The sequence below is a fragment of the Viridibacillus sp. FSL E2-0187 genome (assembly GCF_038006425.1).
Lineage (GTDB): Bacteria > Bacillota > Bacilli > Bacillales_A > Planococcaceae > Viridibacillus > Viridibacillus arvi.
Window position 1 is genome coordinate 2,593,102 of sequence record NZ_JBBOVG010000001.1, and the last position, 20,406, is coordinate 2,613,507.

Sequence of the window (20,406 nt, forward strand, 5' to 3'; positions counted from 1 at the left end):
CGATTAATCGATAATTGAAAGGTCTTTTTCTACTAATGAAACTTCCCTGTAACTCTAAAGCCGATTTCAGCAACTAAAGTAGCTAATAAGAATGTTCCTGTATAAACAACTAAAGAAATAACAACGATTCTCCAACCAAGCTGTTTAAACTCTTTCAAGTCTTTACCGAAAGATAAACCCGCATAAGCTAGAATTGGTGTTGCTAATGCCATGAAATTAATTTGACTTGTTGCTTTTACAATCGTTTCATTTCCCGGAAAAATTGGTGAAGTCACTAACAACGCAAGAAATGAAACCCAAATAACTACTGGCAATTTAATTGGTAATAATTTTTCAATTGCAAAACCACATACTGTAATTGCAACAATTATTAGCATACCAGGTAAGGCATCAATCGGTGATACATCATAGCCTACCCAGTTTCCTATAATTGCAATTGCACCAATGATAATAAATGTATATATTTTATCTAACATGAACATCCGTTCCCCCACTTCTAAAGAACTTAAGCTTTGTTTTCAGCTTTTCTAGATCTTCTGCCCAAAACTGGTTCCAATTTTCTGTATAGATAATTGGTAACTGGTAGTGAAAAGAAGATACATACATAAGTTCCAACAATTGTTGTAATTAAGTTTGCAGCACCAGCAAATAGCGCAATATCATTAGCGGATTCTGGGAAAATAATAGCAAGCGCTCCAGTCATTGCTGCCATCATACTTCCTGAACCTACACCGGCACCCATTGCTAGTGAAATTGGATGGAACCAGCCGGAATTAGCTAGAACACTAGCTAAAATAGTTAGATAAATTGCACCAAATAATGTACCACACACATAAACGCCTAATGCTCCACGGCCCTCAGGTGAATCTGCACCATATTTTTCAGCAATAATTGCAAGGTTTGGCTCTCGGTCAATAGAGAATGTAGCACCTACTGCTTCACGTTTCATCCCGATTAACAATGCAATTGGTAAACCAAACACGATTGTCCCAAAGAAATGCCCTACTTCTTGTAGAGTTAACGACAATCCCGCATCCATTAGTTGCGGCAATGAAGGACCCATCAAAGTTCCAAGTTTAGCCACAAACAACATAAATGAAATACCTAAAATGTTAGCTGCAATATTCATATCTTTTTCGCTTAACAACTTCAATTTAGGTAAACTAATAACTGCACCGATTATTAATGCGTAAAGCATAGGGAAAAGTGCAACTACTCCAATACCAAGGTCAAAATTCTTTATCCCTATAAATTCAGCTACAACTACAAGTGCTAATACAATCAACTGTATTTTCCAACTTAATAATTTTTTCAAGTTATCCACCTCTATTTCTCATTTATCACCTTTGAATCTCCACTACTGATAGCCGTAGATGCTCATTCTTCAAGTATTTGACATACGGCTGTTGCATCTAGATCTCATTTTACTGTTGTTTTAGTAGATTCATTTAATTGAAAGTCGGTAGATCAAATAAACGATAGTACTCCTCAGATATTCTTTTCTTGCATATAACCAAATGTCCTCTAACATTTGGTTATATACAAATAAAGCATTATCATATTGGTTGTTCAAATATCTTACTCGAATATATTTAATACACGGTTAGCTAGTTTATTATAAACATTTTGCTACTTTTCCTTGTTTGACCCCAACTTGTTTAGTAATAATCTAAGCTTCTACTAAACTTTCTTCACTCGAAGGATTCGCCATATTATGACAAATTTCGCAATTTATCTGAAACCGTTTTCACCTATGTAATAATTTTTTCGCCTAACACTTTTAATATTGAACGAATTTTCTCGCATTTTTGAATATTATCACCTACCATAATAGTAAGTGTACCGTTATCAGCACCAGCAGGTTCGCCACTAGTCGGACAATCATCAAATAACAAACCTAATTCATCAGCTGGTATTGCCAAATCGATTGCAGTTTCTGCATCTCTTGTACTCATATCCATAATAATGGAACCTTTTTTCTTATTTTAAAAACTCCATTTTCCCCTATGTATGATTGACGTACAATATCAGTCGTAGATAATGAAGATACCACAATATTCACTATTTCGGCAATGCTTTTTAAAGTTTCAGAGAGAAAAAAGCCTATTTTATGAATTAAAAGAACACATGATTGTTCGGTTAGTAGACCAAATTGCTCTAGCCTACTAATTCAACTTTTTTGGATATTTCCTTTCACGCTGTGCTTCAGCGAGAAGAGTAGCTACTTCTTTTTTCAAAGAAAAAGCAACCGGAAAATATTGTTCTTTCTACTACTACATCAAATATAGTAACTTCCTTAACAATAAACCTCCATTTACCAAAAGATAAAGGGAGGTTTTCATCTCACTAATCAAGCGTTATCTTTTTACGATTAACAAATAACGACACTAAACCATATATCGTACCTATCAGAGATATCCCAGAGACCACTAGATAGTAATGTTGACCTGTTAGAGAGTTATATAGGAAGCCACCTGCATATGATGAGACGATACTTGATATTCCGAAGAATAATAGTGCCAAAACCGTTTGCCCTGTCGCTCTCCACTCTACCGGTACAATACGATATAAATACTGAATCGCTGCTGTATAAAAAATTGGGAAAGTGAGCATTTGTAGTAATTGTACAAGTGCTAACATTTGCGGGTCTGTAATCCACGCTGATACAAAGAATCGTACAAAAAAGAAAAATGCTGCAATCGTTATTATTAGTAGTTCTTTTCCACTACGAAGCCACCAAAAGCTAAGAGCAAAGATGATAATTTCACTTGCCGCAGAGATGAAAAATGCTTGTCCAACTAGTTTTGTACTTCCACCTAATGACAGAATATGAACGCCTAAAAACGTTTCATTCATACGAGCAGGTACCGAACAGATAAATACTAATAATAAAAACGATAATGTTTGTTTATTACTTAAAAAACTCTTCAAACCTGCAATGGTAACTGGTTTAGAAGAAGTTGGAGCATCGGGCATTTTCCATATAATAAGGAATCCAATAATCCCTAATATAACAAAAAGGATACCGACACTGTTATTGCCAAAGTAAGACATAATATATCCGGTAACAAGTGCTAATACCGCATAACCTAATGCTCCATATGTACGAATTGAACCGTAACTAATTTTTGCTGCTTCTGCTACTGTAAAATTCAAACTTTCCATTAACGGGTCGATCGGCATTAAGAAGAAGTAGACGAACATCGCAAATACGACTAATAGCAAGAATCCATCAACGCTAAACAAGAAATAGCCAAATAAACTAGCTAAAAATAATAACAATAATAATATTTTTCTAATCGTCTTCGTCTTATCACTGATGAATCCCCATAATGGCTGCGTAAATATTGTTACAAATCCACCCGTACCTACCACAAGCCCTATCTCACTTGGCGATAAACCTCTCTCACCTAGATAAACTGGTAAAAACGGAACAAATAGCGCAAGCATGCCAAAGAACAAAAAGTTAAATACTTTTAGTCTATGATGTAATTGCATATTTAACATCCTTTCAAATTAAATCTTTGTTTTACTAGGTATTTGAGGCTTATCACTATCGTTCAAAAGATAGGTTCCTTTTACCGAGAAATGCTATCATATCATATTTATAGTCACGAAGTTATACCTTTTTAAACATTTTTATACAAAAATAGAAAAACTCCTAATCTACAAATTAGGAGTCACAACTTATTTTCAACTTTATAAAGATAATGCACCATATCGCCATTGTAATATTGCTTAATAAACTCTTCTTCAATGTGCATACCAATTCTCATAGCTACTTTTTGAGAAGCAATATTATCATCTTTTATTATTGAATATACTTCTGGAGCTTTTAAAATATTAAAAGCATATTTTCTACAAGCTTCTGCCATTTCAGTTGCATACCCTTTATGCCAAAAATCATGTTTAAACAAATAACCAATTTCTAACACTTCTCTATTTCCAACTTGTTGCATAGTTAATCCAGCTTGTCCAATCACTGTATCTGTTCCTTTTAATAAAATCGCCCATAATCCAAATCCATTTTCCTGATATCTTGATTGCTGTCTATCCAGCCAATTTTGTGTATCTTGATCATTAAATGTATGTTCATATGCATACATTACTCTCTCATCTTGTAAAATATCCGCTAGATCTTGAAAATCATTTTGTACTAGTTCCCTCGCATATAATCTTTCGGTTTCAAGAATAAAAGCTTTATTTTCCATTCGATTTCTCCTTAATTTCATTCATGTGCTAAGCGTTTTTTTATTACAGTATAGTCTCAAATTGCATACTCTTATTGCAATGCCCGTTTGACTGACTCAATTGCATGAATATTAGTAGTATCAAACAAAGGTATCTTAGTATCCTGTTGTTTTATGAGTAGACCTACTTCTGTACAGCCCAGAATAATGCCTTTTGCTCCTTTTTCGACAAGTCGATCGATGATATCTAAATACTTTTTCTTTGAGGATTCTTTTAAAATCCCTAAACATAATTCATCATATATAATTTGATGGACAATAGCCCGTTCTTCTTCTTCTGGTACAATGACCTGAATATTATATGTCTCCACACGTGACTTATAAAAATCCTGTTCCATCGTAAATTTGGTACCAAGTAGACCAACTTTCTGAATACCATTTGCTTTAATCTGATTTGCAGTTGTATCCGCAATATGTAAGATTGGTATTTGAATCTTTTCTTCTATCAAATCAATGACTTTATGCATTGTATTCGTACATATAACAATAAAGTCAGCTCCTGCTTTCTCTAAAGAAATTGCTACATTTGCTAAAACACGCCCTGCACTTTCCCAATCCCCTATTGATTGAAATCTCTCTATTTCCTCAAAATCAACACTAAATAATATACACTTAGCTGAATGCAAACCACCTAATTGATGCTTCACTTCTTCATTGATGAGCTTATAATATTCTGCTGACGATTCCCAACTCATGCCGCCTATTAATCCAATTGTTTTCATATATTAAGCTCCCTCTCTAAGTCAAATATTTTGTAAAAATAAGATGAGAAGCAGATTACTTTACTAAGAATCTACTTCAAGTTTTATAGCTGTTATTTATTCAAATAACGATATATCTTCATTTGCGTAGATTCCCAGTCTTTCATCAAATCTGCTTTCTTCCTAATTTTCCATGCATTGAATATTGTTTGTCCTTGTTTATTGAAAAATAGACCATTTCCCACATAATATGATGCATGTTGGATTACTTTATCATTATCTATCCATACGACTACATCACCTGGAATTAGCTTTTTATTCTGCTCGTACGCCTCATATCCAAATTGCTTCAATCCATTCAATAAAGCTTGCTGGTGGACCCATTCTTGCAATAACCAATCGTTTTCTTCACCACTAACTGCATATAAAGTAGCTGCTAAACAATTGGCGCCTGCAGTTGTCGCATAAGTATTCGCATATGGCAGTAAATGCGGAGGTAGTTTTTCTGGTATCTCTTCACAAACACCATCTTCCCACCACTCTGCAACCATTTTTATAATTGTCATTTTCTTATTACTTTGAGACATGCCTTCCCACATACTACGCTGTAAAACGACTGAATCATCTATTATGTAAGCATTAGGTACATCAGATAAATCTGCAATAAAAGTTGTTGGCAATACCATTCCCCGTTCTGTTTTAACTTGACATTGTAACAAGAACGTACAAATCTCTTCAGTTAAGCTGACAATCCAGGCTTGCTGAGCCACAATTACGTGTGATGCATTTTTAATATTCCAATATTCATAGCTATTCATCAATTCGATTTGTGTATAAGACGAATGCTGAAAAAACTCATCTATTGGCATCACAAGTACATTTCTCAAATGCCCTTGAAGTTTATCGATATCTCCTTCTGCTAAAAAGAATATATCTTTCTTCGGTACATAGTCTTCCACCCATTGTTGTAAGATCTCATCTGATGGTGTAATAATCAATTTTCTCTCTCCTTTGTTCAAAAAGGATATTAGACGTTATAAGAATATCCAATTTAATTTTGTGAATTCTTATGATTTCTCAGTACCAGTTCCTCAAAGATGTTTTTTAAAATTAGTTAATAATAAATGTTCATTTATCTTAGTTTCTTCAATTTTTGAGAATCCGTTTTTTTCATAGAATCTTACTGCTGGTATATTTTTGGAACCCGTTGACACGATTATTGTTTCAATACTCTCTATATTGCTTTCAATATAATCCAATAACATCTGAGCAATACCTTTTCTAAAATATTTAGGGTGAACAATTAATCTATGTATATCAATTACATCATTTTTTACTTTGATAGAAATGACTCCACATAACACTCCCTCTAGGTAATATCCGAAGAAAGTTTCTCCACATTGTTGCAACTTTTCAGGGGTATCCCTTAATGGCGGAATATCATAGTAGCCAATTATTTCTGCCTCTACTTTATAAGAAGGAATTTGAATAAATAAAACTTCTATAGCAACTTTTGGATCAGTTATATCAATCTTTTTTATCATTACTTTACCCCGTTTTTTATCTAGTTTCCTACAAATAATCATTGCCTTCTAAATCAATTTACTTTTACCCCTGAGAAATAAATAATCCTTTAAGTCCTAAAATTGATGCTATTCCCTGTGGATGATAGGTCATATGTTGATCTGCTTCTTCAAAGGACATCCATTTAATTTGTTGTATCTCATCTGGGAAATTTACCGCTATCTCCCCGCTATATGCTTTTACTTTAAACGTAAATAATAATGCATGATGATTCCGATCTTCAAAAAACTTTTCTCTTACATCGATGAGTGTACCCATTTCAACCTGTAGATTCGTTTCTTCATCTACTTCACGAATAAGTGCCTGCTGAAGTGTTTCGTTTTGTTCAACTGCACCACCAGGTAATGTCCATATCATATTTTCATTTTGTACCATTAATATTTCATCTGTTTCCTCTTTACAGATTGCGGCATATACAACATCTACTCTTTTCATTGAAATCCCCCCTAGTCGCCCTCAATTACAGTACTCACTCCAGTTTTTCTCTCGATTTCTTTTGCTAAAGTCGTCAGCTTGTTCATTGTTTTCCAATTACGTATTGTTACTGGAACACCAAGCTTTTGCACCTTGATCGCCAACTTGGAATTACGAATACTTTTTCGGAATAAGAGATACACTTCACGGCCTTCAAATCGAAAGTCTTCATATTCGGTTATAAAGGCACTCAGACCTTCAATTCTTCCCTGTGAAGGAACTTCGAGTAATAAAGCTACATAAAGGCTCTCCCCTTCTGACGATTCTTCCGCAACCGAAATCTCTTCTTTCGTAAAAGGACATTCTCCCGTAATCCGTTCTAACTCGGTGGAAGTTCTTAAAACGACACTTATCGTAAATCCAAAAACTTCCTTAATTTCATGTTCAATACACTTTAGTATAAATGGTTCTTTCTCACCCGACTCGAAAAGGACATTGCCACTTTGTATATACGTTTTTACTCGCGTAAAACCCATTCCCTCAAACATTTGCTTTAGTTCCGCCATTTTAATCTTATTGTGGCCACCTACGTTAATACCCCGTAAAAAAGCAATATAAATTGTCATCTGTATTCCCTCCTACCTTGCTTAAAACCATATTATACTTCTTTTATTCGCCATCTTTTATATTCACTTAGATTGACTTGAAATAAATAATCTCAGGATCCCCGTCATCTAAATTTTCAACGAAGCCACTACGTACAAATCCTTGAGACTCAAACACCTTCTGCATTTTAATATTCGATTGATTTGTGGAGGAAAATATTTTTTTAGTTGGTGCAGTGCTTTCAAAATAGTTAATTAAAGCTGTTGCATATCCCTTTCGTCTTGCTAACTTTGAAACTATGATTAACGATATAAAACTACATTCAAAAAAATTCGTATCAAATAGTAAAAACGCTCGAACTGACTCTTCTTCTTTTAGAATTAAGCAATTGCCTTCTCCAACTATTTTTTCGATTTGCTTCCTTCTACTCATATTGCCTATGATTTCGGAATCGAGTTTTACTATTGCCTCTATATCTTCTACCTTTGCTGTTTTAACAGAGTTCAAGTAATCACTCCTTTTTAACAAGACACATGACTGCAATATTAATATTTATTACATTTATTTAAAAACTCATCAATTTGTTGAAAGTGATGTAAATCATGTTCTATTAGGCCTTTAAAATATTCAGTAATAGTCAATCTACTCGTGCCTATATTAATTTCTCTGTTAAATTGACTTGCAGGTATCTTTGTTATCTCATTCACTAATTTTATTCTTATTAGTCTAAATTTTTTAATTCCTTCATCTTTAGTTATATTTCTACTTTCTAATGCTGCAATATGATTCATTTCTTTTACATTTGGACTTTCTAATTCTTGTTTTAGGTTTATCAAGTAAGGTAGTCTGTTTTCCAATATGAAATTGTCCCATGGTACTAAATGCCCTATAATTTCACAGACTGACCATTTCCTCTCTTCTATAGGTGTAAGCCAGCAGTCATCAGATAATCTTTTAAAACTCTCAATATATTGGATCGATTTTTTATAGTGTTTCAATATCAGTTGTTTTGATTCTATTTCACTCATCTCCATAGAAACATACTTTTCACTAATTATTGCTATTTGGAGCTCTCAAACTGAATTGCTTCATCTAAAATAATGGTAGCTAATTCATGATCATCAATGATAAATGGAATTTCTGATGGTTCTACCCATATACGTGCAATCCCTTCATTTTCACGTAAAAATGGAAAGCATTCTTTAACATCCATTCGGTAAAAAGATTGATAACCTATCATTGGATATTTACCACCTGGGACAAATAGTCGATTCTCTTCATGATTGACTTCAATTGCACCTAGGTAAGTAATATTACCTTTAACATATGCTTCTTCATACACTTCACGATGCATCGCTTCTTCAGCAGATTCACCACTTTCAATATGACCACCTGGATAGTTAAATCCTCTATCTTTAATTTTAGAAAGAAGTACTTTGTTATTTTGTATACAGATTGCATGAACACTAGTTACTATGCACAAATCATTTAGTTGAAAATTTGGTTTCCATGTGAGTTTCACTCTATGTTCGTTCCAATTAACTATAACTGTCTTCATATGCTCCTCCCAAGTAGTTACAATAATTTAATCTTTAAAATCCACCTAGAAATTCAGTTGGTAATTGCTTCTCAACCACTTTATTTTCAAGAAAGACTTGATACGCTTTTGCTTTCGGTCTTGAGCTAACAATTTTGGCAATTTCATCATCAATGTAATGTATCGCTACACCGTCATCAGCTGCTACTCCTGCTTTGATGCGTTGTGTTTCAATTAACTGATGATAAGAAGGTCTTCTATCTTTTTCTCCATCATAATGTGGGCAATTACTTCCTTTTAAAAACCCTAAACATTGAAGTGGTTCGAGTCCATCTCCATACGAATCTGTAATGCCCTCTTCAAACCAACAAAGAGCCCCTGCACTAATACCAGCAAGAACAATACCCTTTTCCCATGCTTTTTTTAAGATTTTATCTAGACCCCATTCTCTCCATAAAACCAATAAATTTTTTGTATTCCCACCACCTACGTAAATGATATCTTTTTCTAATATGAATTCTTCTAAATCTCTCGTTGGTGGGTTAAACAATGATAAATGCGTTGGCTTGCAATTTTGAGTCTTAAAAAAATCATAAAACCGTGCTATGTAATTATCAGCATCGCCACTTGCTGTAGGTATAAAGCAGATTTTAGGGTTAATCTCTTTTGATTGCGTGAGAATGTATGAATCTAACAAGGGATTTTCAGGCTCCATTGAAAATCCACCGCCACCAAGTGCAATAATTTGTTTCATATTTTCATCCTCCATTCTACTATTGTTAGTAACCTCTAGGAGTAGCAAATTTCATCCGGCACATTGAGAAACTTAATGATGAATGTTGTACATCATCATGAAGTTGCCATAGGCTGTCTACAGTTTTTAGTTCTACATTTCGATCGGAAAGTGCTTCAATCAAATCGTTTATTTCTACACAGTTAATCGGAACTTGTTTCTTTTCGCTAACATAATATCCCGCATTTTTATCAAGTAATTGAAATTCAATTGAATCAAATTCATATAAATATAGCTTTGTATTCCTCATTTTTTGTAGCCATTTGTTTTCAATTACTACCACATGATTGCTTGGGCTTGATGAAAGATATCTAGTTTTATCTGCTTTTGTTGTGTCTGCATTAATATGAAAACAAACACGAGGGCAATTCCTTGGCGTCAAAAAATTAGGTAAACACTTTTCATTAATTGCCCAAACAAGTCTTTTTGCCTGATCTAAATCCTGACGAGAAGGTATTCTAGGCTCAAAGACCTCAATATTTTGTTCTTCACTTACATGAAAAAGTCTCATATTAACCTCCCATTAAATTTTAGTAAAAATATTCTATTTTGACCTATTATTAGAATATCATAATACGGGGGTGAATGAGTTGGGATATGATGCCCATTCAAAAAAAGTAAAAATTTCCACAGAGCGAGAGATTAAAATTCCAGAAGAGTTCTATGAAGAGTTTTCATTAATTGATGAGGTTCAAATTTCTAAGGTAAATGGGGCACTAATTATTACGCCAATTATTGATCCTGTTTTCGAGAAATATAAAACGCTCATTATGGAGCAGCTGACAAAAGCAGGTTACACAGGTCAAGAATTAACGGATAAGTTCAACGAGTTACGAAAGCAAGTACAAGTGAATGATGGTTTTACACTGTTCATGAACGTTAAACCAGACTTTAAAAAGCAAGAATAAGCAAAAAAACATGTAGCTATATTACTCTGTAGTACGGTTCATTTTATCGTTTATTCCAACAAAAAACGTAGCTAGATGGGTATGTCTTTTACCCCTATCTAGCTACGTTTTCACTTGATTGTGTTAGTACCTACCCACGATTTCATACGACTAAAAACACTTTGTAGAATGTTTCTAAATTTCAATCCACTAGTCCCTACAACAACACCAATCATTATCAGTAAGCAACCTACCATTTGCAACAAGGTAATCGGCTCATTTAATAAAAAATATGCACCAATTAATGCAAATATAGTGCTGAAGTTTACAAAAATAGCTGCTTCTGCAGGCCCAATTAGTTTAATCGAAGTATTATACAGCATATGACCAATTGCTGTAGCAAAAATGGCAGAGGCAAATAAGACGAGTATCACATTAGAGTTTATTGTTTGAAAATCTTTAAATCCACCTGGTTCCATAATTAAACTGATGGCGAATAAAATAATTGATCCAATAATCAAAATATAACCTGTTAAGATCATAGGATTTATCAATTTTGATGCTTTACTAATAAAAATAAAACTAAAAGCTTGCAGCAATATGGATAAAAAAATATAAAAGTCTCCCAGTTGAAGTTCTCCTACTTTTTCTGCACCATTTAACACAGTTAAAATAACTCCAACTGTTCCTAATACAAAACCAGAAAATTTTTGATATGTTAATTGAGATAGCTTAAAAGCCATCGACAAAAGAGCTGTCAATAGAGGGCCGAAACCAAGGATAATACTCGTTTTTACAGCTGAAGTGCGTTGTATACCTACTGCCAAAAATAAATGGTGGCAAACTACACCCAACAAGCTAATTATCACTATATACTTCCATGGAAAATCTCTCTGAAACAATGTTTTTTTCAACAGAGCCCAGATAATCAACACTGTTGTTCCAGCGATAAAAATTCTTACAGCACTCATCGTAATTGGATTTAAATGATCGACTAAAGTTTTTAATGCCGTCACATTTAAGCCCCAAGCCAACATAATCATTACTAAAATACTGTATACTTTGGTATTCCCCATAGCGATTCCCTTCTGTAGACAATATTTTCATTCACCGAGATGATCCCTTTTTCTTAAGCAAAGGAATAATCTTACATATAATTTAATGCGACTGTTATCCGATACTAATTCCCCCATCAACTTTTAATACTTGAGAAGTCGTATATCCTGATTCCTTTGAAGCAAAGTACATAACTGCATTTGCTATATCGCTTGGTTGGCCCATTCGATCAATAACTTGCTTACTTGTATCATAATCGACTCCTGCAGTAATGCCGGTTGCCGTTGCTCCAGGTGCCACTGAATTACAAGTAATACCATACTTGCCGACTTCCTTTGCAACCCATTTCGTTAAAGCTATTACGCCACCCTTTGAAGCAGCATATGCTGGACCTGAGCGTCCATCCTTTTCATCTCCCGAAACTACGCCTCCATTAATGCCTGATACTGAACTAATATTTACAATTCGTCCGTATCCAGCTTCCTTCATATATGGATAAATACATGCTTGGATAAATAGAAAAGCGGCTTTTAGATTGGTATCTAAATCTCGGTCCCAGTCCGCCATTGTCATATGCTCTATATCCAAGCGACAACAAGTGCCTGCATTATTCACTAATATATGAATTTCCCCAAACTTTTCTATCGTACGCTGAACTGTATCTTTGACAAATTGCTCATCTCTTATATCACCAATGCATTCCAAATAACTACTGCCTTCTAATTGTTGAATCGTTTTATCACAAACATTTAGATCCACCAATACAACATTCACACCTTCACGTGAGAGTTGTATTGCGACTTCCTGACCAATACCACTCGCTGCACCTGTTACAATGGCTACTTCATCTTTCATTTTCATATCTACTTCCTCCTTTACTATTTTACTCCTAGTAAATCTGGTAAGAATGTCGATATTACAGGGACGTATGTAATCAGCATCAACACAATGATTGATGCTTCGATAAATGGTATACCCCCTCAAAAATTCCAATACTATTTGTTTTCAGAAAACTGGATGCCACATATAAATTCAAAACTACCGGCTGAGTAAATAATCCGATTGCTTACTGCAAATATCATATTGTACGTAAAAGATGCTCAAAATAATAATCTCTATTTAAAAACTCAGAATATTCAATTTTATATTATTAGAATATCATAAGTATGAGATTAATAAAGTGATATATATGTACTTTCTAAAATGTTGAAATTTAACAAAATACGCTCGTTAAAATACATTTTAACTTTTAAAAAATCCTAGTCTGAATTCAAATAAAAAAGGGGCTGTCAAATAAGTCTCTTTTAGACTCATTGACGCACCATTTTGAAACTCAAAAATGTTGATTTACTAACATTCTTGAGTTTTTTATTTTCTTCTTTATGGATAATCTAAACCTATTGGGATAGCCCTTTTTTATCTTTTCCAACTATATAAAGAGTTGAATGTAAAAAAGTAAGCTTATTAAATTTCAATTCGAGTTATTACTAATATATTTATCTCATCAAAAGAGCTTCGGAAATGGAGGTAGAATAGAGGATAACAACTTTTTAGAAACAGGATGTTCTAATTGTTCAATCTGCTCCATATCATCTAACGATTCTACAATCTCTCCTTGATGCATCACTACTAAACAGTCTGCTATGTAATTGACCGCCTGTATATCATGAGAAATAAATAGATATGAAAGTTGAAATTCTTCCTTTAATTGTGCCAAAAGATTTAAAATCTGTATTTGAACGAGAGCATCTAATGCACTTACAGCCTCATCAAGTATGATTAACTTTGGTTTAAGGGCAATGGCTCTAGCAATATTGATTCTTTGTAGCTGTCCTCCACTGAACTGAGAGGGATACTTATGCACATCTTCCGGACTTAATCCTACTTTCTTCAATAGCTGTTGCACTTGATTTTCCTCTTCTACCGAGGATAGCCTTTTATAATTTCTTATTGGTTCAGCAATAATTTCACCTATAGTAAGTCGTGGATTAACCGCACTATAACAATCCTGAAAGACAACCTGGAGATTTTGGCGTAACTCTTTCAATTCTTTGGAGTTCAATTTATGTAGATTCTTCCCTAAAAAACAAACTTCTCCCTGATCAGGCTTTTCAAGTCCTAAAATAATTTTGCCTAATGTACTTTTACCTGAACCACTTTCTCCAACAATGCCTAAGCAAACTCCATGTTCTAAAGTTAGGGAGATATCCTTAACGGCTGCAATCGATTTCCGCTTCTCAAAAACTGAGTTTCTGAGCAAATATGTTTTCTTTATATTTTTCAATACAAGTATACTCACTCTTTAATTACCTATGCTTTCTAGTACTTTTACACACCTGACCAGATGGTCTTTTTCAAACTCAACAAACTCAAGATTATAATTTGTACACGTATGGTCTGCATCCTCACATCTATCTAAATAGGGACATTTATTTTCCTTATTAATTGAATTAGTACTTGAAGGACTTTCATTCTGTATCTTTTTTCGTGTTAATCCGAACCTAGATTCGAACAAGACTCGAGTATAAGGATGCTTCGGATGATTGTATAACTCCAATACTGGTGCCTGCTCCACAATATAGCCACCATACATCACAGCAACTTCGTCAGCCAATTGAGCCACCACCCTTAAATCATGGGATACTAATAAAATGCCTGTATTATATTCTTTCTTTAACTTATCTAATTGTTGCAAAACTTGAAGTTGATTTGTCGCATCTAAGGCAGTAGTCGGTTCATCAGCAATGAGGATAGAAGGGTTTAAAGACATAGTAATCGCAATCATTACACGTTGCAGCATTCCACCACTTAGCTGAAATGGATACTGCTTCAATACTGTCCTTGGATTAGGAAGGTCCATTTTTTCAAGGTACTCTACAGCCATTATTTTCGCTTGTCTCTTTGTAATAGGTAAGTGAGTTCTAATAGTTTCAATAAAATGGCTTTCTATTGTTCTTACCGGATTAAAGGCAATCATAGGATTTTGCATGATCATAGCAATTTCCTTGCCACGTACTTTCCTAATATCTTCTTCTGAACATTCTAAAAGGTTTTGATTTCTAAAATTAATATTTCCAAGCTCTACTTTTGCATTTTCAGGTAAAAGACTTAATATAGACATGCACGTTAACGTTTTACCTGATCCACTTTCTCCAACAATGCCTAACACTTTCCCTGACTGGAGCGTAAAACTAACTTCACGTACTGGTTCAGCCACTTCAAGAGGTGTAGATACGGATATATTTAAATTATTTACAGTTAGAATAGGTTGCTGCCTCATCCTATGCCCCCTCCAGCCCTTTTAATGTCTAATGCATCTTTCAAAGCTTCACCGAACAAATTAAATGCAATAACTACAATGAAGATCATTATCCCAGGGTACAACATCAAGGACGGATAATTCCTAAAAAATGGCTTACTATCATTTATCATCATACCCCACTCTGCCTCTGGTGGTTGAATTCCAAGACCTAAAAATGAAAGGCTAGAAATAGCTAAAATAACTCCTCCAATGTCCATAAAGACCAATACAACAACTTGAGAAATGATTGCAGGTAAAATATGTTTCAAAATAATGATAAACTTTGGTGTACCGCACACTTTAGCAGCTACTATAAAATTTTGCTCTTTAACACCGAGCACCATACCTCTAATAACACGTGCATAATAAACCCATTGAACAAGAACCATCGCTAAAATAAGATTAAAAAGACCCGGTCCCAAAATCCCTACTAATGCTAATGAAAGCAAAAAACTTGGAAATGCCATTAGAATGTCACAGATTCTCATAAATAGGTAATCTACCTTACCACCTATAAAACCTGCAAATATGCCAAGTGGAATACTAATGAACATCATAAACCCCATAACAAGGATAGCTGTGCCGAGCGAGGTCTGAGTTCCAAAGATTAAACGCGATAATATACATCTCCCTAAATGGTCCGTCCCTAACGGAAACTGTGATGAAGGACCTTGCAGTTTCTGAGCAATATCAACAAAGTTAGGGTCATTAGGAGCCAAAAAAGAAGCAAAGAGTGCCAACCCAATCATACCTAAAATAATGATACTACTAATTATCATGAGCTTATAATTTAGCAGCAATCGCCTCATCTTCATCTTTATTTTCATTTCCCTCCCTCCAATCGTATACGTGGGTCCAGGAAGGAATAAGTAACATCCACAAGGAGATTACAAGACACGAAAATTACACTCATAAATAATACACAGCCCTGAATCATAGGATAATCTTGATTTAAAATAGAGGAGACAAACAATTGTCCCATACCCGGCCAAGCAAAAATAGTTTCAACAATTACTGCTCCGCCCAACATATTCCCAAAGCTCATACCAAGTCCAGTAACTACAGGCAGGATAGATTTTTTTAAAACATGCCTACTCATAATTTGCCTTTGCCGCAAACCTCTCGCTTTTGCATATACAACAAATGGCTCATTCAAATTTTCTAGCATACTAGCTCGAAGTAATCGTATATACGTCCCGATATAGCCAAAAGCTAGAGTCATGGAAGGGAGTATTAAATGCGCTAGTGTCCCCCTCCCCAAAACAGGAAATAAATCTAATTTTACGGATAAAAAAAAGATCACGAGAAAACCAAACCAAAATGTAGGCATTGAAACACTAATATAAGCTATTATTCTACTAAATTGATCTATCCATTTTCCTTTGTATATTGCCGAAAGCACTCCAATTGGTAAGCTTATAATTACAATAAAGAAGAGCGCAGTCAATGTAAGCTGAATTGTAGGTATTAAATGCAACAATATCTCGTCCCATACAGTATTTTTGGATACATAGGACATTCCTAAATCCAATTGAATTACCTTTCCTAACCACTCAAGATACTGGATATGTAAAGGGTTATCTAATCCGAGTTTAAGTCGCAGCTCAGCCACAGCCACATCGGTTGGCGGAATATTCGATAATCTTAAATAAGCTACTGCTGGGTCTCCAGGAATTAAGTGCAATAATATAAAAGTGATGATGGAGATTCCTAATAATATTGGAACTAGACTTGTTAGACGTTTCAATATAAACCAACTCATGTAGTACTCCTTAAGTTGTTATTAATAAAGCTTGCTTCATTCGACATCAATTGTAGTTAAAGGTACCTCAGCTTCTTGAGGTAAAAAATCTAAACCACTAATATTCTTGTGATAAACAGCGACATTTGATTGGTAAGAAATCGGTAAGTATACCGCTCGATCATGTAACGTTGATAAAATATCTGTATACAGCATTTTTCTTTCTTTTTCATCTGTAGTTAAAAGTACTTTTTTTATCTTCTCGTCAATTTCCTTCTTTTCTCGCAAACCCAATAATGCAGTATAATCTGGACCACCATTTTCCGAATCTGTTGTAATTGAGGCTAAATAAGAATGTGGATCAAAAGGCACGGCCCATGTCGATGTAAATAATATATCGTAATTTCCTTGGAATGCCGTTGTCCAGAAAGTATTCGTTTCCTGACTAGTTAACCTAATATCAATTCCTAGTTTTCTATAATCACCTTGGACAAATTCAGCAATCGACTTTTGGATGTTATCCGTACTATTAAATAGGAACTCTAGTTGAAGCTCTTTTCCATCTTTTTCTCTAAACGGTTTACCCTCTACCTTTTTCCACCCTGCTTCATCTAATAACTGTTCTGCTTTCGCAACGTCATAGTCATATGGATTTATATCAATTTTTGTGTATTCCAAAACAGGTGGGAACAAAGTATCTGCCTTTTTTTCCATACCATAAAAAATATTATCGATTACAGCCTGTTTATTGAAAGCATAATTGAGTGCTAATCGCACTTTATGGTCTTTAGTTGCTTCTTTGTTTGTGTTAAATAATAATGTTCTTGTAGCCGTAGGTTCTGATAATTTAGTTTCATATTTCCCCGAATCCTTTAAGAACTGGAAGGAATCCTGACTTATTACGCCATTTCCAAAAATAAAATCGAGTTCGTTTTTCTCAAATGCTAATACTCTAGATTCTCCGTCTGTAATAACTTTAACAACTACCTTATCTACTTTCGGTTTAGTGCCCCAATACCTTTCATTTCTTGTGAAAACTGCAAACTCATTCTTTTTATATTCGCTAAGTACCCATGGACCTGTCCCAATTTGAGATTTAAGTCCATCTTTAAATGTGTCTTGGCTGTCAGGAAAAGCAGCTTCTCCAACAAACCTCAAAGGTCTTATGTATGTTAATTCTTGAAGCGTTGGATAATAAGAATTATGAAGAGTAAGTTTAAATGTATATTCATCCACTGCTTCTGTATTTTTGATTTGGTTGATTAACTCTACCCATTCATGTTGTTTCCGATTATCTAAAATTGTATCGAAGTTTTTCTTAACAATTGCCGCATTAAACTTCGAACCATCAGAAAACTCAACATCCTTTCTTAGATGGAATACATATTCTTTACCATCATTCGAAATATCCCAGCTTTCCGCTAGCCAAGGTTGAATTTCCCCACCCTTCCCGTAGTAAACAAGAGATTCGTATACCATAGCTTGTGAAAAAAACTCATTTGGAAAATATGTATGTGGGTTTAAGTCGCCTATATCTCCAGTCATGGAAAAAGTAACAACTTTTGATTGATCTTTATCAGCAGTATTGTCTTGTTCTTTTGCTTTGTTACTACAACCAGTAATAAAAATCACGAGAATCACTAGTAGAATAGGGAAATTTCTTAGTCTATTATATTTTTTTATAAACATATTTACTCACCTTCATTTTCGGAATTTTCACTATTAAATATACTCAAATACAAAAAAGCATTCCTAACCCAATTAAAAAGGTCAGAAATGCTTATAGTTTCAGAACAAATTTGTCTCCTAGCACTCTAACACCTCCCTATCTCCCGTAGGTTAACAGCATTTTTAGAACAGGCAGGTCTTCTGACTTAGGTTCATCGCCTGCATGCGTCTTCCCGGATATTATCCAGTGACTTATGTGCATGAGGCTCACCCTTACAGCGGCGGGACCATGTCGGATTTTCACCGACTTCCCTTTTAAGTATTCGCTATTAAACAAATACACCTATTCCAATACTATATGTGATTTTTTATGAAAATAATAAAAGTTTTCCTAATATAAAGTATATTCGTTATTACAACTTAAAGCCATATCAATTTTAAGTCTTGTTATTTTTTAACTTCTAAGAATCAATTACTGTCCCAGACCTTTCAGCATAAAAAAGACCTTCTTATTGTTGAAGGTCTCTTCTATCCAGAAAATCACTTTGATGCAAGTTGTAATTTTTCTGTGTTTTTTATGAATTCATTGTAAGTATTGTTAATCCGAATAATTGTTTCAGAAGTATTAACGGCTTTATTTGTTAAAAGTGCTTTTTTGTTAGCTTCATTTAGCTTATTGTACGTAATATCGTATTGTGAGCCTGGACCACTGTTCTTCCAAGCCATAAACTGAATCGTTCTTCCTACTGACTCAAAAGTATTGTTTTTAATAGTTGGGTTGATTGCGCCACTAGCTAAAATTCCACGGGTACTAGCATTTCCATTTGCTACATTCCGGATTAGATTTTTTTCAATAACAGCATTCGTCCAATTCATGACACGAATAGCATCCAAGCGTGTTTTGTCAATTTGATTATTACGAATGATCACTTTATCATGATACATTTTACCTGAATATTTGTGGGTACCAATAGCTCTATCAAGATTCTTAAATTTATTGTTTTCAATTGTTATATTTTGATTTGGCGTTTTATCATACTTGCTCCATTTTTGACTCCACCCTGCTGTTGTTTTATCCGGTGTATCAATATTAATCGCTTCTTTGTTCTTGTTTGCTGATGCTTTGGAATTTGTAAACGTATTTTTTCGTATCACAACATTCTTAGAAGCATCTAGTTCAATAAAATGTCCAGAATACATATTCTTAAATTGGATGTTTTCCACTTTTATATTTTGGTTATGCCCCATGATCAAGGCAATGCTATCTTTCTCGTATTTCATATCAATCGTTACTTTACCTTCTCCTATGAAGGAAATATTCTTTTCACCATTATACTTGCCATATACACCCGATTTATTGGCTTTTGATGGTTTTATGAATTGAAAAATTGATTTTGAAGCTTTAAATTTACTCGTGCCAGTTTTCTGACCTTTGACAATACTTACACCATCATACATTTTTATAGTTACATTTGATGGAACATATAGCGTATTACTAATTGTGTAAGTTCCTTTTTTTAATACTAGCGTTCCGCCACCTTTTTTCTCCAATTTCTCTAGATAGGAACGTAGAACATAATAATGCTTGGTATTACTGTTATATGTAGTGTATTTCAACATCGTTTTATCCACCGGTACTGTTTTTGGTGAAATTGTATAAACGCTCTTTGAGGCAGCTTCTACAGAATTAGGCGTAACCCCTATCCATAAACTCAGCATCAACACAGTAGCCGCCACTAACGCACCCATTCTCTTGAATTGCATAATCATGTTGTAAAATTCTCCTTCTCAAAAATGTAATAATATTTTAGGATATTATCGACAGATTCCCATATACTTACTAACTAAATTTCGTATCACCCTATCAC

The 20,406-nt window shown here is 34.2% G+C and carries 24 protein-coding genes and 1 riboswitch; of the genes, 1 reads left to right on the top strand and 23 read right to left on the bottom strand.

What is annotated here, in order from left to right; all coding sequences use genetic code 11:
* Positions 1–32 precede the first annotated feature (32 nt).
* The 15 genes from MHH85_RS12695 to MHH85_RS12765 all read right to left on the bottom strand — a co-directional run bounded on the left by MHH85_RS12695 (position 33) and on the right by MHH85_RS12765 (position 10,396).
* A complete protein-coding gene (locus MHH85_RS12695; RefSeq protein WP_193739098.1) occupies positions 33–476 on the bottom strand; it encodes a hypothetical protein in 444 nt (147 codons plus the stop codon).
* Between the two features lie 29 nt (positions 477–505).
* Positions 506–1,315, bottom strand: coding sequence for a DUF3100 domain-containing protein (locus tag MHH85_RS12700; protein ID WP_340707358.1), 810 nt, complete (start codon positions 1,313–1,315; stop codon positions 506–508).
* A 436-nt stretch (positions 1,316–1,751) separates the two neighbouring features.
* Positions 1,752–1,967 carry an NAD(P)-binding domain-containing protein gene (locus MHH85_RS12705; protein ID WP_340708167.1) on the bottom strand — a complete coding sequence of 72 codons (216 nt, stop codon included), beginning with the start codon at positions 1,965–1,967 and terminating at the stop codon, positions 1,752–1,754.
* Between the two features lie 379 nt (positions 1,968–2,346).
* Positions 2,347–3,498: an MFS transporter gene (locus tag MHH85_RS12710; protein WP_340707359.1), complete on the bottom strand. Its 1,152-nt coding sequence runs from the start codon at positions 3,496–3,498 to the stop codon at positions 2,347–2,349.
* 182 nt (positions 3,499–3,680) lie between these two features.
* A complete protein-coding gene (locus tag MHH85_RS12715; RefSeq protein WP_340707360.1) occupies positions 3,681–4,211 on the bottom strand; it encodes a GNAT family N-acetyltransferase in 531 nt (176 codons plus the stop codon).
* Positions 4,212–4,282: 71 nt separating this feature from the next.
* Positions 4,283–4,972, bottom strand: a complete 690-nt coding sequence (locus MHH85_RS12720) for an aspartate/glutamate racemase family protein (protein ID WP_340707361.1) — start codon at positions 4,970–4,972, stop codon at positions 4,283–4,285.
* A gap of 92 nt (positions 4,973–5,064) precedes the next feature.
* The gene (locus MHH85_RS12725; protein WP_340707362.1) at positions 5,065–5,949 is read right to left on the bottom strand and encodes a hypothetical protein; all 885 of its coding nucleotides are present in this window, start codon (positions 5,947–5,949) and stop codon (positions 5,065–5,067) included.
* Between the two features lie 93 nt (positions 5,950–6,042).
* On the bottom strand, positions 6,043–6,495 hold the full coding sequence (locus MHH85_RS12730) for a GNAT family N-acetyltransferase (RefSeq protein WP_340707363.1): 453 nt from the start codon (positions 6,493–6,495) through the stop codon (positions 6,043–6,045).
* A gap of 64 nt (positions 6,496–6,559) precedes the next feature.
* Positions 6,560–6,970, bottom strand: coding sequence for an NUDIX hydrolase (locus MHH85_RS12735; protein ID WP_340707364.1), 411 nt, complete (start codon positions 6,968–6,970; stop codon positions 6,560–6,562).
* Between the two features lie 11 nt (positions 6,971–6,981).
* On the bottom strand, positions 6,982–7,575 hold the full coding sequence (locus MHH85_RS12740) for a DUF1697 domain-containing protein (RefSeq protein WP_340707365.1): 594 nt from the start codon (positions 7,573–7,575) through the stop codon (positions 6,982–6,984).
* A gap of 67 nt (positions 7,576–7,642) precedes the next feature.
* Positions 7,643–8,062, bottom strand: coding sequence for a GNAT family N-acetyltransferase (locus MHH85_RS12745; protein ID WP_193739090.1), 420 nt, complete (start codon positions 8,060–8,062; stop codon positions 7,643–7,645).
* 38 nt (positions 8,063–8,100) lie between these two features.
* Positions 8,101–8,589, bottom strand: coding sequence for a DinB family protein (locus tag MHH85_RS12750; protein ID WP_340707366.1), 489 nt, complete (start codon positions 8,587–8,589; stop codon positions 8,101–8,103).
* A 26-nt stretch (positions 8,590–8,615) separates the two neighbouring features.
* Complete coding sequence (locus tag MHH85_RS12755) at positions 8,616–9,113, bottom strand: NUDIX domain-containing protein (protein ID WP_340707367.1); 498 nt, start codon at positions 9,111–9,113, stop codon at positions 8,616–8,618.
* Between the two features lie 34 nt (positions 9,114–9,147).
* Positions 9,148–9,846, bottom strand: a complete 699-nt coding sequence (locus MHH85_RS12760; RefSeq protein ID WP_340707368.1) for a Type 1 glutamine amidotransferase-like domain-containing protein — start codon at positions 9,844–9,846, stop codon at positions 9,148–9,150.
* A gap of 25 nt (positions 9,847–9,871) precedes the next feature.
* Complete coding sequence (locus MHH85_RS12765) at positions 9,872–10,396, bottom strand: DUF6886 family protein (RefSeq protein ID WP_340707369.1); 525 nt, start codon at positions 10,394–10,396, stop codon at positions 9,872–9,874.
* Between the two features lie 79 nt (positions 10,397–10,475).
* Here MHH85_RS12765 and MHH85_RS12770 point away from each other — a divergent pair, with 79 nt between their 5' ends.
* Positions 10,476–10,793 (top strand): hypothetical protein, encoded by a 318-nt coding sequence (locus tag MHH85_RS12770; RefSeq protein ID WP_340707370.1) that lies wholly within the window; start codon positions 10,476–10,478, stop codon positions 10,791–10,793.
* 110 nt (positions 10,794–10,903) lie between these two features.
* On the opposite strand, the gene MHH85_RS12775 is transcribed toward MHH85_RS12770, so the two are convergent.
* The 8 genes from MHH85_RS12775 to MHH85_RS12810 all read right to left on the bottom strand — a co-directional run bounded on the left by MHH85_RS12775 (position 10,904) and on the right by MHH85_RS12810 (position 20,308).
* On the bottom strand, positions 10,904–11,848 hold the full coding sequence (locus MHH85_RS12775) for a DMT family transporter (RefSeq protein ID WP_340707371.1): 945 nt from the start codon (positions 11,846–11,848) through the stop codon (positions 10,904–10,906).
* A gap of 94 nt (positions 11,849–11,942) precedes the next feature.
* Positions 11,943–12,689, bottom strand: a complete 747-nt coding sequence (locus MHH85_RS12780) for an SDR family NAD(P)-dependent oxidoreductase (protein WP_340707372.1) — start codon at positions 12,687–12,689, stop codon at positions 11,943–11,945.
* Positions 12,690–13,332: 643 nt separating this feature from the next.
* Positions 13,333–14,127: an ABC transporter ATP-binding protein gene (locus MHH85_RS12785; RefSeq protein WP_403977866.1), complete on the bottom strand. Its 795-nt coding sequence runs from the start codon at positions 14,125–14,127 to the stop codon at positions 13,333–13,335.
* 3 nt (positions 14,128–14,130) lie between these two features.
* Positions 14,131–15,108, bottom strand: a complete 978-nt coding sequence (locus MHH85_RS12790) for an ABC transporter ATP-binding protein (RefSeq protein WP_340707374.1) — start codon at positions 15,106–15,108, stop codon at positions 14,131–14,133.
* Complete coding sequence (gene nikC / locus MHH85_RS12795; RefSeq protein ID WP_403977860.1) at positions 15,105–15,956, bottom strand: nickel transporter permease; 852 nt, start codon at positions 15,954–15,956, stop codon at positions 15,105–15,107. The genes MHH85_RS12790 and nikC overlap by 4 nt, the downstream gene beginning before the upstream one ends.
* Positions 15,953–16,891: a nickel ABC transporter permease gene (nikB, locus tag MHH85_RS12800; RefSeq protein WP_340707375.1), complete on the bottom strand. Its 939-nt coding sequence runs from the start codon at positions 16,889–16,891 to the stop codon at positions 15,953–15,955. Before nikB ends, nikC begins: the two co-directional genes overlap by 4 nt.
* A gap of 36 nt (positions 16,892–16,927) precedes the next feature.
* Entirely contained in the window at positions 16,928–18,559 is a 1,632-nt protein-coding gene (gene nikA / locus MHH85_RS12805) for a nickel ABC transporter substrate-binding protein (protein ID WP_340707376.1), read from the bottom strand.
* 153 nt (positions 18,560–18,712) lie between these two features.
* A riboswitch (cobalamin riboswitch) is annotated at positions 18,713–18,900 on the bottom strand.
* A gap of 178 nt (positions 18,901–19,078) precedes the next feature.
* A complete protein-coding gene (locus MHH85_RS12810) occupies positions 19,079–20,308 on the bottom strand; it encodes a right-handed parallel beta-helix repeat-containing protein (protein WP_340707377.1) in 1,230 nt (409 codons plus the stop codon).
* Positions 20,309–20,406 lie beyond the last annotated feature (98 nt).

Coding starts and splice junctions, on each gene's coding strand:
- MHH85_RS12695 (WP_193739098.1), bottom strand. CDS start 476: ATGTTAGATAAAATATATACATTTATTATCATTGGTGCAATTGCAATT.
- MHH85_RS12710 (WP_340707359.1), bottom strand. CDS start 3,498: ATGCAATTACATCATAGACTAAAAGTATTTAACTTTTTGTTCTTTGGC.
- MHH85_RS12715 (WP_340707360.1), bottom strand. CDS start 4,211: ATGGAAAATAAAGCTTTTATTCTTGAAACCGAAAGATTATATGCGAGG.
- MHH85_RS12720 (WP_340707361.1), bottom strand. CDS start 4,972: ATGAAAACAATTGGATTAATAGGCGGCATGAGTTGGGAATCGTCAGCA.
- MHH85_RS12730 (WP_340707363.1), bottom strand. CDS start 6,495: ATGATAAAAAAGATTGATATAACTGATCCAAAAGTTGCTATAGAAGTT.
- MHH85_RS12735 (WP_340707364.1), bottom strand. CDS start 6,970: ATGAAAAGAGTAGATGTTGTATATGCCGCAATCTGTAAAGAGGAAACA.
- MHH85_RS12740 (WP_340707365.1), bottom strand. CDS start 7,575: ATGACAATTTATATTGCTTTTTTACGGGGTATTAACGTAGGTGGCCAC.
- MHH85_RS12750 (WP_340707366.1), bottom strand. CDS start 8,589: ATGGAGATGAGTGAAATAGAATCAAAACAACTGATATTGAAACACTAT.
- MHH85_RS12755 (WP_340707367.1), bottom strand. CDS start 9,113: ATGAAGACAGTTATAGTTAATTGGAACGAACATAGAGTGAAACTCACA.
- MHH85_RS12760 (WP_340707368.1), bottom strand. CDS start 9,846: ATGAAACAAATTATTGCACTTGGTGGCGGTGGATTTTCAATGGAGCCT.
- MHH85_RS12765 (WP_340707369.1), bottom strand. CDS start 10,396: ATGAGACTTTTTCATGTAAGTGAAGAACAAAATATTGAGGTCTTTGAG.
- MHH85_RS12775 (WP_340707371.1), bottom strand. CDS start 11,848: ATGGGGAATACCAAAGTATACAGTATTTTAGTAATGATTATGTTGGCT.
- MHH85_RS12780 (WP_340707372.1), bottom strand. CDS start 12,689: ATGAAAATGAAAGATGAAGTAGCCATTGTAACAGGTGCAGCGAGTGGT.
- MHH85_RS12790 (WP_340707374.1), bottom strand. CDS start 15,108: ATGAGGCAGCAACCTATTCTAACTGTAAATAATTTAAATATATCCGTA.
- nikC (WP_403977860.1), bottom strand. CDS start 15,956: ATGAAAATAAAGATGAAGATGAGGCGATTGCTGCTAAATTATAAGCTC.
- nikB (WP_340707375.1), bottom strand. CDS start 16,891: ATGAGTTGGTTTATATTGAAACGTCTAACAAGTCTAGTTCCAATATTA.
- nikA (WP_340707376.1), bottom strand. CDS start 18,559: ATGTTTATAAAAAAATATAATAGACTAAGAAATTTCCCTATTCTACTA.
- MHH85_RS12810 (WP_340707377.1), bottom strand. CDS start 20,308: ATGATTATGCAATTCAAGAGAATGGGTGCGTTAGTGGCGGCTACTGTG.